Genomic DNA, 14,566 nt, shown 5'->3' on the forward strand with positions numbered 1-14,566 from the left:
CACGGATCCGTCTCCGGCGACGGACATTCAGGCGCGCCGTGCGGCCGACGCCGGACGACCGGGTAGGGTCTGACGCCGTGCCCGGCAATCCTCGTCCCCGTACCGAGATCGCCACGCGGCTCGGCGACCTCGCCGCCCGGCTCGCCGTCGAGCCCCCGGCCGACGCCGCCGACGTCATCGTGACCGGCGTCACCCATGCCAGCCAGGAGGTTCACCCCGGCGACCTGTACGCCGCGCTGCCCGGCGCCCGCCGGCACGGCGCGGAGTTCGCCGCCGGCGCGGCCGAGGCCGGCGCGGTGGCCGCCCTGACCGACCCGGCCGGCGCGCCCCTGGTGGCCGCCGCGGGCCTGCCGGCGATCGTCGTCGACGACCCCCGCGCGGTGCTCGGCGTGCTCGCCTCCGCCGTCTACGGCGACCCGACGGCCGACCTGACGCTGATCGGCGTGACCGGCACGGCCGGGAAGACCTCCACCGCCTACCTGGTCGAGTCCGGGCTGCGCGCCGCCGGACACACCACCGGGCTGATCGGCACCGTGGAGACCCGCCTGGGCGACCTCGTCATCGACAGCGTCCGCACCACGCCGGAGGCCACCGACCTGCACGCGATGCTCGCCGCCGCCCGCGAGCGCGGGGTCACCGCCGTGGTGATGGAGGTGTCCAGCCACGCCCTGGCGATGGGCCGGGTCGGCGGCGTCCGGTTCGCCGTCGGCGGTTACACCAACTTCGGCTCGGACCACCTCGACTTCCACGCCGACTCCGCGGACTACTTCGCCGCCAAGGCGATGCTCTTCGACGGGCGCTGCGCGGTGGAGGTGCTCAACCACGACGACCCGGCGCTGCGCCCGCTGTTCAAGCCGGCCACGGTCAGCTACTCGGCGGCCGGCGACCCGGCCGCCACCTGGTGGGCCGACGGGATCGGCGGCGAGGGCTACGCCCAGCGGTTCACCGCCCACGGCCCGGACGGGCTCAGCGTGCCGGCCGGCGTCGCGCTGCCCGGCCGGCACAACGTGGCCAACGCGCTGCTGGCCATCGCCTCGCTGGTGGCCGTCGGCATCGACCCGGCCACCGCCGTCGCCGGCGTGGCCGCCTGCGGCGGCGTCCCCGGCCGGTTGGAACTGGTCACCCCCGCGGACGCCCCGGTGCGCGGCGTGGTCGACTACGCGCACAAGCCGGACGCGATCGTGGCCGCGCTGGCCGCGCTGCGCGAGCTCAGCACCGGCCGGCTGATCTGCGTGATCGGCGCCGGCGGTGACCGGGACCGGGGTAAGCGGCCGGTGATGGGCGCCGCCGCCGCGGAGGGAGCCGACGTGGTGCTGGTGACCGACGACAACCCGCGTACGGAGGACCCGGCGACGATCCGCGCCGAGGTGCTGGCCGGGGCGCGGCAGGCGGACGCGGCGGCCCGGATCGTGGAGGTGGCCGGCCGGCGGGCGGCGATCGACGAGGCGGTTCGGCTGGCCGAGCCGGGAGACGTCATCGCGGTGCTCGGCAAGGGCCACGAGCGGGGGCAGGAGGTCGCCGGCGAGGTGTTCCCGTTCGACGACCACACCGAGCTGGCGGACGCGCTGCGCGCCCGCTTCGGCGACCTGGCGGGTCACCGGTGATCCCGCTGACGCTGGCCGAGGTGGCCACCGCGGTCGACGGGCGGCTCGTCGGCGCCGACCCGGACGCCCGGGTCACCGGCACGGTCGAGTTCGACTCCCGGGCCGTGACCGCCGGGGGCCTCTTCGTGGCCTTCCCCGGTGAGAAGGTCGACGGGCACGACTACGCCGCGGGGGCCGTCGAGGCCGGCGCGGTGGCCGTGCTCGGCACCCGGGAGGTGCCCGGCGTGCCGATGGTGCTCGTCGACGACGCCCGGGCCGCGATGGGCCGGCTCGCCCGCGCCGTGATCGACCGGCTGCCCGACCTCACCGTGATCGGCCTGACCGGCTCGTCCGGCAAGACCACCACCAAGGACCTGATCGCGCAGCTCACCGCGCGGCTCGGCGCCACGGTCGCGCCGCCCGGGTCGTTCAACAACGAGCTGGGGCACCCGTACACGGCGCTGAAGGCCGACCGGGAGACCCGGTACCTGGTGATGGAGAAGGGCGCCCGCGGCATCGGGCACATCCGCTACCTCTGCGAGCTGGTGCCGCCCCGGATCTCCGTGGTGCTCAACGTCGGGACGTCGCACATCGGCGAGTTCGGCTCGCGGGAGAACATCGCCGTCGCCAAGGGCGAGCTGGTCGAGGCGCTGCCGGCCGACGGCCTGGCGGTGCTGAACGCCGACGACCCCCTGGTCTCCGCGATGGCGAGTCGCACCGGCGCCCGGGTGGTCCGCTACGGCGAGGCGCCGGACGCGGACGTGCGCGCCGAGGATGTCGACCTGGACGACCGGGGGCGGCCGTCGTACCGGCTGGTCACCCCCGAGGGGACGGCACCGGTGCGGCTCGGGTTGACCGGGCGGCACCAGGTCTCGAACACGCTCGCGGCGACGGCGGTGGCCCGGGAGTTGGGCATGCCGCTCGCCGAGATCGCGGTCGCGCTGGGCGAGCTGGGGTTGGTCTCCACCCGGCGGATGGACGTCTTCGAGCGTTCCGACGGGGTGACCGTGATCGACGACTCGTACAACGCCAACCCGGGCTCGATGGCGGTCGCGCTGAAGGCGCTGGCCAGCCTGGGCCGGGGGCGGCGTACCGTCGCGGTGCTCGGCTACATGGCGGAGTTGGGGCCGTTCGAGCGCGACGGACACGCCGAGGTCGGCCAACTGGCGGCCGAGCTGGGTGTCGACCGGCTGCTCGTGGTGGGCGAGCCGGCCGCGCCGATCCACGACGGCGCGACAGCGGTAGGTGACTGGGGAGGAGAATCGGTGCTGCTCACCGATCAGGCGGCGGCCGTCGAGGTGCTGCGGAGCGAGCTACGACCGGGCGACGTCGTCCTGGTCAAGGGCTCCCGGTACCGCACCTGGGAGGTGGCCGACGCCCTGCGCGCGACCACCGACGGGGAGGCGGGCCGGTGAGGGCCGTCATCGTCGCCGTCGGGGTGGCATTCCTGATCTCGCTCTTCTGCACCCCGATCGCGATCAAGGTGTTCACGCGCCTGAAGGCCGGTCAGCCGATCCGGGCCGAGGGCCCGGCGATGCACCAGGGCAAGAAGGGCACGCCGACGATGGGCGGCGTGGTGTTCATCCTCGCCACGGTCATCGCGTACGTCGCCGGCCACCTGGCCCTGACCACGCTGCCGGACCAGCAGATCGCCCAGGTGGAGCCGACGATCACGGCGCTGGTGCTGCTGGGGCTGATGGTGTTCTCCGGCGCGGTCGGCTTCCTCGACGACTTCCTCAAGGTGCGCAAGCGCAACAGCGCCGGGCTCAACAAGCGCGGCAAGCTGCTGGGGCAGATCCTCGTCGGCGCCGTCTTCGGTGTCGTCGCGCTCTACTTCCCCAGCACGATGACCGACGCGGCCGGCGAGGTGACCAACACCGAGACGGTGGGCAGCACGACGCTGAGCTTCATCCGGGACATCCCGGCGTTGGACGTCACCAAGATCGGCGCGGTCGTCATCTTCATCTTCGTGGTGATGGCGGCGACCAACGGGGTGAACCTCACCGACGGTCTCGACGGTCTGGCCACCGGCGCGTCGGTGATGGTCCTCGCCGCGTACGCGCTGATCGCGTTCTGGCAGTACCGGCACTGGTGCGCGGACCCGAACTACACCCAGGCGTACTGCTACACCGTGCGGGATCCGTTGGAGATCGCCTTGATCGCCGGTGCGGCGGCCGGCGCCTGTGTGGGCTTCCTCTGGTGGAACACCTCGCCGGCGCGAATCTTCATGGGTGACACCGGCGCGCTCGGCCTGGGCGGCCTGATCGCCGGCATGGCGATGTCGACCCGGACCATCCTGCTGCTCCCGATCATCGGTGGCCTGTTCGTGATCATCACGATGTCCGTGGTGATCCAGATCATCTCGTTCCGAACCACCGGCAAGCGGGTCTTTCGCATGTCGCCGTTGCAGCACCACTTCGAACTGGCGGGGTGGAGCGAGGTCAACATCGTGGTCCGGTTCTGGATCATCGCCGGGATCGGCGTGGCGATCGCGCTGGGCCTCTTCTACAGCGAGTTCCTCGCCAACATGACCTGATCGACCCGCTCCGCCGCCGCGATCGTGCCCTGACCGACCGGACGGAAGCCGCGAAAGGGGCGTTCCGGGGGCCGTGCGCGCACGATCGCGGGGGCGGGGCGGCCCGACACGCCGAGGGAGCGGTTGCGGGGGTGGGCGAGCCGCGCAACCGCGATGATGTCGGGGTGGGGGAGGGACCAGGAACCGACGGCACGATGCAGACCCGGCCCCGGCGGGCGCCGGGCGGTGGGCGTACGACCGAGGCGAGCGCGCCGCCCCGCGGCCCGGACGACCCGGCACCGCCGACGGCGCTGCGCGGCCTGGACGCCGCCGGCTGGCTGGCGGCCCTGCGCGGCCTGCTGGACCGCCCGCTCACCTCCTACTACCTGCTGCTGTCGAGCGCCGGCCTGCTGCTGGTGATCGGCCTGACCATGGTCTTCTCCGCCACCAGCGTGAAGGACTACGCCGAGGGCGGGAACGCGTCGGCGTCGCTGGCCAAGCAGGCCATCTTCGCGGTGATCGGCGTGGTCGCCTTCTGGGCCTGCCAGCGGCTGCCCGCGACGACCTACCGGTCGCTGGGCCGGCCGCTGCTGCTCACCGCGGTCGGGCTCCTGCTCGTGCTCAACCTGCTGGTCGCCTGGGCACGGCTGGCCGGTCAGGACTCGGCCCGGATCGGCCCGATCGAGGCCTACCTGAACTGGCTCTACATCGGCGGCATCCAGCTGCAGCCCGCCGAGCTGGCCAAGTTCGCGCTGGTGCTGTGGGGCGCGCACGTGCTCGCCCGCAAGGGCGCCGCGCTGGGGTGGTGGCGAGAGCTGGCCACGCCGCTCTTCCCGGTGGTCGGCCTGCTCTTCGTGCTGGTCGGCTTCAACGACCTCGGCACGATGATCTGCCTGCTGGCACTCCTGGTCGGCCTGCTCTGGGCGGCCGGCGTGCGGATGCGCGTCTTCGGCGCCCTCTCGGTCGCCGGCCTGGTCGGCATCGGCCTGCTCGTCGCGGTCGCCTCGCTCGGCGCCGGCTCCGGTGAGCAGGGCGCGGAGAACTACCGGCTGGCCCGACTCACCAACTTCCTCAACCCGCCGGCGCCGGACGAGTGCGGCGACCCCTGCTGGCAGATCTACCAGGGGCGGCTCGCCATCGAGCACGGCGGCTGGTTCGGCGTCGGCCTTGGCAAGAGCAGCCTGAAGTGGAACTGGCTGCCGGAGGCGCACAACGACTTCATCTTCGCGATCGTCGCCGAGGAGCTCGGCGTGGTCGGCTGCGCCGTGGTGCTCAGCCTCTTCGCGGTGCTCGCCTACACCGGGCTGCGGATCGCCCGCCGGGTCGACGACCCGTTCCGCCGACTCGCCGCCGCCGCGGTGACCACCTGGCTGGTCGGCCAGGCCGTGATCAACGTCGGTGGCGTGGTCGGCCTGCTGCCGCTGACCGGCGTCCCGCTCCCGTTCATCTCCGACGGCGGATCCGCCCTGGTCGTGACCCTCGCCGCGGTCGGCATGCTGGCGTCCTTCGCCCGCGCCGAACCCGATGCGGCCAGAGCCCTGCATGCCCGTCCGCCGGCCCGGTGGGTCCGACTACTCTGGGCCCCGTTGCCGCCGCTTCCCGGACGGCGTCGCCGACCGGCGCCGCCACCGGCTGCCCGAGGGCCCGTCCCCCGGTCGCGGGAGCGGCGGAAGGACGAGCAGGCCGTACCCCGCGGCGTCCGGCAGACCCGGACCCGCGGCGGGACGGCGAACGAGAGGAGACGCTGATGGGTCCGCTGCGTTCGGTGGTGCTCGCGGGAGGTGGCACCGGGGGGCACGTCTACCCGTTGCTCGCCTTCGCCGACTGCCTGCGCCGACACGACCCCGGCGTCCGGATCACCTGCCTGGGCACACCCCGGGGCATGGAGAACGAGCTGATCCCGCCGCAGGGTTACGACCTGCGGACGATCCCGGCCTACCAGCTGCCCCGCTCGATCAACATGAACCTGGTCCGCACGCCGGGCCGGATGTGGACGGCGGCCCGCGCCGCGGGCAAGGTGATCGACGAGGTGCGCGCCGACGCGGTGGTCGGCTTCGGCGGGTACGTCTCCGTGCCGGCCTACCTCGCCGCGTGGCGCCGCGAGCTGCCCATGGTGATCCACGAGGTGAACGTGCCGCCGGGCGTGGCGAACCGGCTGGGCATGAAGTTCACCAAGAACGTCGCGGTCGGCTTCCCGCACCAGCCGGTGCAGGCCGAGTCGCTGCGCGACGCCCGGGTGGTCGGTGTGCCGCTGCGGCGCAGCATCGCCGGGCTCGACCGGGCCGCGCTGCGCAACGCCGCCCGGGCCCGCTTCGGGCTCCGCCCGGACCTGCCGGTGCTCTTCGTCGCGGGCGGCTCGTCCGGCGCCCGTACGATCAACCTCGCCGTCGCCGGCGCGGCCAAGGAGCTGGCCCGCAACGGCGTGCAGGTGCTGCACGTGATGGGCGCCCGCAACGAGCCGGTGCCGATCCCCACCGACCTGCCGGTGCCGTACGTGACCCTGCCCTACCTGTCCGAGATGGAGCTGGGCTACGCGGCCGCCGACCTCATGCTCGCCCGGGGCGGCGCGATGACCGTCGCCGAGGTGGCGGCGATCGGCCTGCCCACGATCTTCGTGCCCTACCCGCACAGCAACCAGGAGCAGAAGCGCAACGCGCTGCCCGTGGTGGAGGCCGGCGGCGGTCTGCTCGTCGACGACTCCGAGATGACCCCGTCCTGGCTGGAGCGGACGGTGATCCCGCTGATCCGCGACCCGCACCGGCTCCACGCGATGGGCGCGGCGGCGTCGGCGTACGGGCGGCGTGACGGCGACGTGGCGCTGCTGAACTTCGTCTACGAGGCGGTGGCCCGATGACCGCACAGTTCACCCCGGCCGGCACGCTCACGGCCGAGGACCTCGGCACGATCCACCTCATCGGCGTCGGCGGCGTCGGCATGAGCGGGCTCGCCCGGCTCTTCCTCACCCGGGGCCTGCCGGTGTCCGGCAGCGAGCTGCGCGAGTGGCCGTCGCTGGCCGGGCTGCGCGCGCTGGGCGGCACGATCCACATGAGCCACGAGGCGACGAACCTCGACGGCGTGGACACCGTCGTCTACTCGTCGGCGATTCCGCAGGACCACCTGGAGATGCAGGAGGCGCGCCGCCGCGGGCTGCGGGTCCTGCACCGGTCCGAGGCCCTCGCCGCCGCGATGACCGGCCGGCGGACGGTGGCCGTCGCGGGCACCCACGGCAAGACCACCACCACCTCGATGGTGACGATGGTGCTCCAGCAGGCCGGGACGGACCCGTCGTTCGTGATCGGTGGGGAGATCTCGGAGGTCGGCTCCGGCGCGCACCACGGCACCGGGGAGTACTTCGTGGTGGAGGCCGACGAGAGCGACCGGTCCTTCCTCATCTACCGCCCGTACGTCTCGATCATCACGAACATCGAGGCGGACCACCTGAACACCTACGGCGACCTGGCCAACCTGGAGGCCACCTTCGCCGAGTTCGCCCGGCTCACCGACCCGGACGGGTTCATCATCACGTGCGCCGACGACCCGGGCGGGCGGCGGCTGGCCGAGACGCTGCGCGCCGACGGGCGCCGGGTCCACACGTACGGCGAGGCGCCCGACGCCGACCTGCGGCTGTCCGAGATGGCGTCGTCGGCGCAGGGCGTGCGCTACCTGGCCGCGATCGACGGCCGGTCGCTGGGCGAGTTCCGGCTGCCGGTGCCGGGCCGCCACATGGGGCTCAACAGCGCGTCGTCGGTGCTCGCCGCGTACCTGCTCGGGCTGCCGCTGGAGGCGGCGGAGGCCGCACTGGCGGCGTTCCCGGGCGTGCGGCGGCGCTTCGAGCGCAAGGGCGTCGCGGACGACGTGCTGGTCTACGACGAGTACGCCTACCACCCCACCTCGATGACACTCGCTCTGCAGACGTTGCGCGAGGTGGCTGGCGACGGTCGGCTGATCGTGGTGTTCCAGCCCTACCGGCTCTACCGCACCCGGGACCTCCAGGCGGAGATCGCCGAGGCGCTGGCCATCGCCGACGAGTTGGTGCTGCTGGAGGTCTTCGGCCCCGGCGAGCTACGGCAGCCGGGTGAGGGGTCGGCGGCGTTGGTCGAGGCGGTGTCCCTGCCGGCCGAGAGCAAGGTCTTCGTCGACTCCTGGGAGGCGGCGCCGGCCGAGGTGGCCCGGCGGGCCCGCCCCGGCGACGTGGTGGTCACCATGGGCGCTCCGCCGATCTCCCTGATGGGTGACCAGCTGCTCGACGCTCTGCTCGCCCGGGCGGACGGCGCCGCCGCCGGCGGCGTGACCACCCCGGGTGGGGTCTCCGGCGGCAGCGCGGCGATCGGCGGCACGGTGCCCGGCGCCCCGCAGGGGAGCGGCACCGCGGCCGGCGCGTCCGCCGTCGGTGGCGCCCCGGACGGCGCGGCGCCCGCCGTCGGATGAGTCCCGGTCCCGCCCGCGGCCGGACCAGCGGCGCCGAGGCGGCCGGCCGGCGTGGCCCGGTCCGCCGTTGGCAGCTGGTCCGGGCGGGCAGCGACGCCGTGCCGGCCTCGACCCGACGGTTCATGCGTCGGGCCCGGCAGCGCCGCATGCGCGCCGCGCTGCCGTGGGCGGTGGCGGCGGGGGTGCTCGCCCTGGCCGGGCTGGTCGCCTGGCTCGTCCTCGGCACCGGCCTGTTCGGGGTCCGCGAGGTGCGGGTGGAGGGGGCCGAGCTGGTCGACCCGGTGCGGGTGCGCGACGCCGCCGGGGTGCCGGACGGGGTGCCGCTGGCCCGGGTGGACCTCGCCCAGACCGCCCGCCGGGTGGGCGAGCTGGCGCCGGTGGAGCGGGCCACGGTCCGTCGGGACTGGCCGGACGCCCTGGTCGTGCGGGTGGTGGAGCGGACCGCGGTCGCGGTGGTGCCGCAGGGCCAGCGGTTCGCGGTGATCGACGGCACCGGCACCGTGTTCCGTGACCTGGAGCGGCGGCCGGACGGCCTGCCGCTGGTCCGGGTGGCCCGGCCGGGCGCGGACGACCCGGGCACGCGGGCGGCGGTGGAGGTGCTCGGCGCGCTCACCCCGGAGCTGCGGGCGGTGCTGGTCGACGTGACCGTCGAGAGTCTCGCCGGGATCCGGCTGCGCCTCGACGACGACCGGACCGTCGTGTGGGGGGACGCCTCGCGGGGGACCGACAAGGCCCGGGTGGCGACGGCGCTGCTCGCGCAGCGGGCGGAGAAGATCGACGTCAGCGCGCCGGACGTGGTCACCTTCCGGTGATCCGGGGTCCCGGAGGGCCGCCGGTGGCGTGAGCCGGCCCGCTCCGGGCGGCGACACGCCGGGCGGGTCCTTGGTTCGTGGGGCGGGGGCGCTTACGTTGCCCCGAAGAGGATCAGTGGTTGACATAACTGTAACCCTCTAGTAGAGGGTGAGGGTTCGTCCCTGACCGTCGAGGGAAACGCCGACGTCGACCGCTGACCTCCGGCCAAGCCGTGTGGGGCCGGCCCATGCCAATCTCGAGGGGGAAAGGACCTTCAGATGACACCTCCGCACAACTACCTGGCGGTCATCAAGGTCGTCGGAATCGGTGGCGGCGGCGTGAACGCCGTCAACCGGATGATCGAGGTTGGGCTCAAGGGCGTCGAGTTCATCGCGATCAACACCGACGCGCAGGCGCTGCTGATGAGCGACGCCGACGTGAAGCTCGACGTCGGCCGGGAGCTGACCCGGGGTCTGGGGGCGGGCGCCAACCCGGATGTCGGCAAGAACGCCGCCGAGGACCACCGCGACGAGATCGAGGAGGTGCTCAAGGGCGCCGACATGGTCTTCGTGACCTGCGGTGAGGGGGGCGGCACCGGCACCGGCGGCGCGCCCGTGGTGGCGAACATCGCCCGCAAGCTGGGCGCGCTGACCATCGGTGTGGTCACCCGGCCGTTCTCGTTCGAGGGCAAGCGCCGCCAGGTGCAGGCCGAGTCCGGCATCGACGAGCTGCGTAACCAGTGCGACACGCTGATCGTGATCCCGAACGACCGGCTGCTCGCGCTCGGGGACCGCAACATCAGCATGATGGACGCGTTCCGCACCGCCGACCAGGTGCTCCTCTCCGGTGTCCAGGGCATCACCGACCTGATCACCACGCCGGGTCTGATCAACCTGGACTTCGCCGACGTCAAGAGCGTGATGAGCGGTGCCGGCAGCGCGCTCATGGGCATCGGCAGCGCCCGGGGCGAGAACCGCGCGGTGGAGGCCGCCGAGGCGGCCATCTCCAGCCCGCTGCTGGAGCAGAGCATGGACGGCGCGCGTGGCGTGCTGCTCTCCATCGCCGGCGGCTCCGACCTCGGCCTCTTCGAGATCAACGACGCGGCGCAGCTGGTCACCGACGCGGCCCACCCGGACGCCAACATCATCTTCGGCGCGGTCATCGACGACGCCCTCGGCGACGAGGTGCGGGTCACGGTGATCGCGGCGGGCTTCGACGGTGGCGCGCCGGCGTACAAGGCGGCCGAGCCGGCGCGGAAGACCAACCAGAACCAGCCCGCGTCGCAGACCCCTCCGGTCACCCCGCCGGCGACCCTGCCGGCGCCGCAGCAGTCGCCCCGACGGGTGCTCTTCGACGACGTCGACGTTCCCGACTTCCTCAAGAACGGGTCCTGAGCACCGCCGATGACGGACAGTTCGACGACGGTGCGGCCGGATCGCCGCGCCGAGATCGCGGCCGGCCTGGCCCGCGTCCGTGCCCGGATCGCGGACGCGTGTGCCGCCGCCGGGCGGGACCGCGCCGAGGTGACGATGATCGCGGTGACCAAGACCTACCCCGCCTCCGACGTGCTGGCGCTGGCCGGCCTGGGGGTGACCGACATGGGGGAGAACCGCGACCAGGAGGCGGCCGGCAAGGCGGCCGAGGTGGCGGCGGCCGGGGTCGTGCCGCGCTGGCACTTCATCGGCCGGTTGCAGCGCAACAAGGCGCGGTCGGTGGTCCGCTACGCGGACGTGGTGCAGTCGGTGGACAGCGTCCGGCTGGCCCGGGCGCTGGGCACCGCGGCCGAGGGTCGGGACCGACCCGTGTCGGCGCTGGTGCAGGTGAGCATCGACGGCGACCCGGCCCGGGGCGGGGCGGTGCCTGGCTCGTCCGATCCGGACACCGGGCTGGACGCGGTCGCCGAGGCGGTGGCCGGGGCGCCGGCGCTGCGTCTGGCGGGTCTCATGGCGGTGGCGCCGCTGGAGTGGGAGCCGGAGCGGGCCTTCGCCCGGCTGGCCGAGGTGGCCGCGGCGTTCCGGGCGGTCCATCCCGGAGCGACGGCGCTGTCGGCCGGCATGAGTGGCGACCTGGAAGTCGCGATCAGGTACGGCGCGACACATGTCCGCGTCGGCAGCGCGTTGCTCGGAATGCGCCCCACGCTGCGGTAGCCTGACCGCGAAAGAAGCAAATTACATCAGTGTTGTTTCGGGAACGGCGTTCGTTGTCCGGGGGTCGTGGCGCGCGACGCGAATCGTGTGCCGGCGGATTGCCGTTCCGGTCCGGTGGGCAGATGTCCACTCGCGACAGGCGACACGGCACGGGGGCGTGTGCCGCACGGCGGACGGAAGGGCGCGGGGATGGGTGCACTGCGCAAGGCGGGGGTCTGGCTCGGTCTGGTCGAAGAGGACGACGAGCGGGCCTACGACGACGGTGGCTACGAGAAGGGTGGCTACCGCGACTCGCGCTACCGGCAGAGCCGGTACGCCGAGGAGTTCGCCGACGAGGAAGAGGACGACGCGGAGGAGCCTCCGGCGCCGCGTCCCCGGGCCGGGGAGCGCGGCCGGCTCACCGAGCGGTCGAGCGCGCGGTCGTCCGAGGCCGCCGAGGTGGAGCGCCCGGAGCGGGTCGAGCGCTCCAGCGTCCGGTCGATCACCCGGTCGACGGGCGAGCCGTCCGGCGCGCTGACCTACCACACCCGGGACAACCTGGCCCTGGCGCCGCAGGCGCAGCCGCGGGAGCGCGCGGTGGCCGCCGACGAGGAGCAGCGCTACCAGATCACGACGCTGCACCCGACCACCTACCGTGAGGCGCGCACCATCGGTGAGCACTTCCGGGACGGGGTACCGGTGATCATCAACCTCACCGAGATGGACGAGGCTGACGCCCGCCGTCTGGTGGACTTCGCCGCCGGGCTGGCGTTCGGGCTGCGCGGTACGATCGAGCGCGTGACCAATCGGGTGTTCCTGCTCTCACCGGCCAACGTCCAGGTCACCGCGGAGGACAAGGCCAAGATCGCTGAGGGCGGCTTTTTCAGTCTGAGTTGACCTCCGCCCGACCCGAGGGACGTCGCCTGCCGTGTTGTCGATCGTGCTGCAAGTCTTGTACCTCGTCCTCTATGTCTTCCTGCTCCTTCTTTTGTCCCGATTTGTCCTGAGCGCCGTCCTCCAGTACGGTCGTCGATGGCAACCGGGTCGTGGGGCATCGGCGGGACTGGAATCCGTGTGGAGCGTCACTGATCCCCCTCTCAGCGCGTTGAGGCGTGTGATCCCTCCGCTGCGAATTGGTACCGTGAGCATCGACCTGGCCTCCCTTGTGCTCCTGGTTATCCTGTTCGTGCTGATGGAGTTCGTGTTAGAGCCGTCGATCATCAGGACCGCCTGATGACGGACGCGCTATCGCGGCCGCAACTGACCCGAGGAGTTTCGATGCCGCTGACCCCGGCCGACGTCCACAACGTCGCCTTCAAAAAGCCGCCGATCGGCAAGCGGGGGTATGACGAGGAGGAGGTCGACGCCTTCCTGGACGAGGTCGAGCGCGAGCTCGCCCGTCTGATCGAGGAGAACAACGAGCTGCGCGCCCAGGTGGAGCGCGGCGGCCGTGGCGCCGCCCCCGCGGGTCCCGGCGGCGACGCCCGCCTCGCGGCGGAGCTCAACGACGTCAAGACTCAGCTCGACCGGGTGCAGCGCGACAAGGCCGCGGCCGAGCAGGCCGCCCGCGCGATGCAGGTCGAGCTGGAGCAGGTCCGCGCGGCCGGTGGCCCCGCGGGCGCCGGTGCCGACGGCGAGCAGCAGGCCCTGCGGGTCCTGATGATGGCCCAGCGGACGGCCGACGACCACGTCTCCGACGCCCGCCGCGAGGCCGACCAGCTGCTGTCCGAGGCCCGGTCGAAGGCCGAGGAGGTCACCCGCGAGGCGCGGGCGAAGGCCGACGCGCTGGAGCGGGACGCCCGCCAGCGGCACCAGGAGGCCATGGGCGGCCTGGACGCCAAGCGCACCGCGCTGCAGAAGCACATCGAGGAGCTCAAGCAGTTCGAGCGCGAGTACCGCACCCGCCTCAAGGCGTACCTGGAGAGCCAGCTGCGTGACCTCGATGGTCGCGGCCAGGGCCTGGAGGCCGAGATGACCCGCTCCGAGAGCGGCCGGGTCGCGGGTGGCAACGGTCTCGCTGCCGCCGGTCTCGCCGGCTCCTACGGCGGCGGTCGCTCCGGCGCTCTCGAGGCCGGTCGCTGATCTCCGGTCGGCGGCCGTCGGGAGAGATGACGGTCGCCGACCGCGTCTGGACGATACGACGCGGCGGGGGGTGAGTCGTGATAGTCGCGAGTCTCCTTCTCATCCTCGTCGCGGTGGTGCTGCTGGTGCTCGGTCTGGCCGGTGGCTCCAGCCTGATGTTGATCATCTCGATCGCGGCCAGTCTGCTGGCCGCCGTCGCGTTGGTGGTGGGCGCCCGCCAGGCGGCCGCCGACCGGGCGGCGGCGGGTCGGCCCGAGCGGCGCGGACCGGAGGTGATCCGGCCGCCGACCGATGCCGCCGGGGCCGGGGTCGCCTACGGGCCGCCGCTGGCCGAGCCGGAGATCCCCGTTCAGCACGTTCCCCCGACGTACGGCACCGGTGACCCCGGGTGGCGGCAACCACCCGAGGCGCCGGCCGACGACGAGCCGTCGCCGTACGCGGCGCCGGTCGACGAGACCGCCGGGCCGTACGACGACGAGCCGGACGCCCAACCGGTCACCCTCGCCGAGGCGGCGCTGGTCGCCCGGCTGCCCGACGAGGTGCGGGTGGTCGATGGGCGCCCCCGCTACCACCTCGCCGACTGCGCCCACCTGGTCGGGCGGGTCCACGAGCCGGTGCCGGTGGCCGAGGCGGTCGAGTTGGGTTTCACGCCGTGCGCCCACTGCGCGCCGGCCACCGCTCTGCTCGCCGACTCCCGACCGGGCTGAGCGGGGTCGGCGTGTCCGCGGACGAGACGCTCACGGTGGCGGTCCGGGTGAAGCCGGGCGCCGCCCGCGCCCGGGTCGGTGGCCGCTTCGACGGGCCGCACGGACCGGCCCTGGTCATCGCGGTGAACGCGCCCGCCGTCGACGGGCGGGCCACCGAGGCGGCCCGCCGGGCACTGGCCGGCGCGCTCGGCGTCCGCCCCGCCGCGGTGTCGCTGCGGGCCGGCGCGGCCAGCCGGGACAAGCTCTTCCTCGTCGAGCGGCCCGACCCGGGGCTGCCCGGCGTGCTGCGCCGACTGCGCGACGGCTCCGGCGACGACGGGCCCGGCGAGTGAG

Annotated in this window: 14 protein-coding genes; all 14 read left to right on the forward strand. The window is 73.7% G+C overall.

All coding sequences use genetic code 11. From position 1 onward, the window contains the following. Positions 1–38: 38 nt before the first annotated feature. The 14 genes from GA0070620_RS30415 (at position 39) to GA0070620_RS30480 (ending at position 14,565) form a co-directional block, all read left to right on the forward strand. Positions 39–1,604, forward strand: a complete 1,566-nt coding sequence (locus GA0070620_RS30415; protein WP_091596699.1) for a UDP-N-acetylmuramoyl-L-alanyl-D-glutamate--2,6-diaminopimelate ligase — start codon at positions 39–41, stop codon at positions 1,602–1,604. Beyond that, positions 1,601–2,998: a UDP-N-acetylmuramoyl-tripeptide--D-alanyl-D-alanine ligase gene (locus tag GA0070620_RS30420; protein WP_091596702.1), complete on the forward strand. Its 1,398-nt coding sequence runs from the start codon at positions 1,601–1,603 to the stop codon at positions 2,996–2,998. The genes GA0070620_RS30415 and GA0070620_RS30420 overlap by 4 nt, the downstream gene beginning before the upstream one ends. Further along, positions 2,995–4,119 carry a phospho-N-acetylmuramoyl-pentapeptide-transferase gene (gene mraY, locus GA0070620_RS30425; protein ID WP_091596705.1) on the forward strand — a complete coding sequence of 375 codons (1,125 nt, stop codon included), beginning with the start codon at positions 2,995–2,997 and terminating at the stop codon, positions 4,117–4,119. The genes GA0070620_RS30420 and mraY overlap by 4 nt, the downstream gene beginning before the upstream one ends. A gap of 317 nt (positions 4,120–4,436) precedes the next feature. Continuing rightward, positions 4,437–5,846 (forward strand): FtsW/RodA/SpoVE family cell cycle protein, encoded by a 1,410-nt coding sequence (locus GA0070620_RS30430; protein ID WP_231922498.1) that lies wholly within the window; start codon positions 4,437–4,439, stop codon positions 5,844–5,846. Beyond that, a complete protein-coding gene (gene murG / locus GA0070620_RS30435; protein ID WP_091596711.1) occupies positions 5,846–6,952 on the forward strand; it encodes an undecaprenyldiphospho-muramoylpentapeptide beta-N-acetylglucosaminyltransferase in 1,107 nt (368 codons plus the stop codon). The genes GA0070620_RS30430 and murG overlap by 1 nt, the downstream gene beginning before the upstream one ends. Continuing rightward, positions 6,949–8,526, forward strand: coding sequence for a UDP-N-acetylmuramate--L-alanine ligase (murC, locus tag GA0070620_RS30440; RefSeq protein ID WP_091596714.1), 1,578 nt, complete (start codon positions 6,949–6,951; stop codon positions 8,524–8,526). Before murG ends, murC begins: the two co-directional genes overlap by 4 nt. After that, positions 8,523–9,338 carry a cell division protein FtsQ/DivIB gene (locus GA0070620_RS30445; RefSeq protein ID WP_091596717.1) on the forward strand — a complete coding sequence of 272 codons (816 nt, stop codon included), beginning with the start codon at positions 8,523–8,525 and terminating at the stop codon, positions 9,336–9,338. Before murC ends, GA0070620_RS30445 begins: the two co-directional genes overlap by 4 nt. 258 nt (positions 9,339–9,596) lie before the next feature. Then, positions 9,597–10,712: a cell division protein FtsZ gene (gene ftsZ / locus GA0070620_RS30450; RefSeq protein ID WP_091596720.1), complete on the forward strand. Its 1,116-nt coding sequence runs from the start codon at positions 9,597–9,599 to the stop codon at positions 10,710–10,712. Positions 10,713–10,721: 9 nt separating this feature from the next. After that, on the forward strand, positions 10,722–11,465 hold the full coding sequence (locus GA0070620_RS30455) for a YggS family pyridoxal phosphate-dependent enzyme (protein ID WP_091596723.1): 744 nt from the start codon (positions 10,722–10,724) through the stop codon (positions 11,463–11,465). Between the two features lie 189 nt (positions 11,466–11,654). After that, complete coding sequence (locus GA0070620_RS30460; protein WP_091596726.1) at positions 11,655–12,341, forward strand: cell division protein SepF; 687 nt, start codon at positions 11,655–11,657, stop codon at positions 12,339–12,341. Between the two features lie 31 nt (positions 12,342–12,372). Then, positions 12,373–12,678: a YggT family protein gene (locus tag GA0070620_RS30465; protein WP_091596729.1), complete on the forward strand. Its 306-nt coding sequence runs from the start codon at positions 12,373–12,375 to the stop codon at positions 12,676–12,678. A 44-nt stretch (positions 12,679–12,722) separates the two neighbouring features. Then, positions 12,723–13,526, forward strand: a complete 804-nt coding sequence (locus GA0070620_RS30470) for a DivIVA domain-containing protein (protein WP_091596732.1) — start codon at positions 12,723–12,725, stop codon at positions 13,524–13,526. Between the two features lie 77 nt (positions 13,527–13,603). Further along, entirely contained in the window at positions 13,604–14,233 is a 630-nt protein-coding gene (locus GA0070620_RS30475; RefSeq protein WP_091596735.1) for a hypothetical protein, read from the forward strand. A gap of 11 nt (positions 14,234–14,244) precedes the next feature. After that, positions 14,245–14,565 carry a DUF167 domain-containing protein gene (locus GA0070620_RS30480; RefSeq protein WP_091596738.1) on the forward strand — a complete coding sequence of 107 codons (321 nt, stop codon included), beginning with the start codon at positions 14,245–14,247 and terminating at the stop codon, positions 14,563–14,565. The last annotated feature ends 1 nt before the right edge of the window (position 14,566 follow it).

The sequence above is a fragment of the Micromonospora krabiensis genome (assembly GCF_900091425.1).
Taxonomy (GTDB): Bacteria; Actinomycetota; Actinomycetes; order Mycobacteriales; family Micromonosporaceae; genus Micromonospora; species Micromonospora krabiensis.

Coding starts and splice junctions, on each gene's coding strand:
- GA0070620_RS30460 (WP_091596726.1), top strand. CDS start 11,655: ATGGGTGCACTGCGCAAGGCGGGGGTCTGGCTCGGTCTGGTCGAAGAG.
- ftsZ (WP_091596720.1), top strand. CDS start 9,597: ATGACACCTCCGCACAACTACCTGGCGGTCATCAAGGTCGTCGGAATC.
- GA0070620_RS30445 (WP_091596717.1), top strand. CDS start 8,523: ATGAGTCCCGGTCCCGCCCGCGGCCGGACCAGCGGCGCCGAGGCGGCC.
- murC (WP_091596714.1), top strand. CDS start 6,949: ATGACCGCACAGTTCACCCCGGCCGGCACGCTCACGGCCGAGGACCTC.
- murG (WP_091596711.1), top strand. CDS start 5,846: ATGGGTCCGCTGCGTTCGGTGGTGCTCGCGGGAGGTGGCACCGGGGGG.
- GA0070620_RS30455 (WP_091596723.1), top strand. CDS start 10,722: ATGACGGACAGTTCGACGACGGTGCGGCCGGATCGCCGCGCCGAGATC.
- GA0070620_RS30470 (WP_091596732.1), top strand. CDS start 12,723: ATGCCGCTGACCCCGGCCGACGTCCACAACGTCGCCTTCAAAAAGCCG.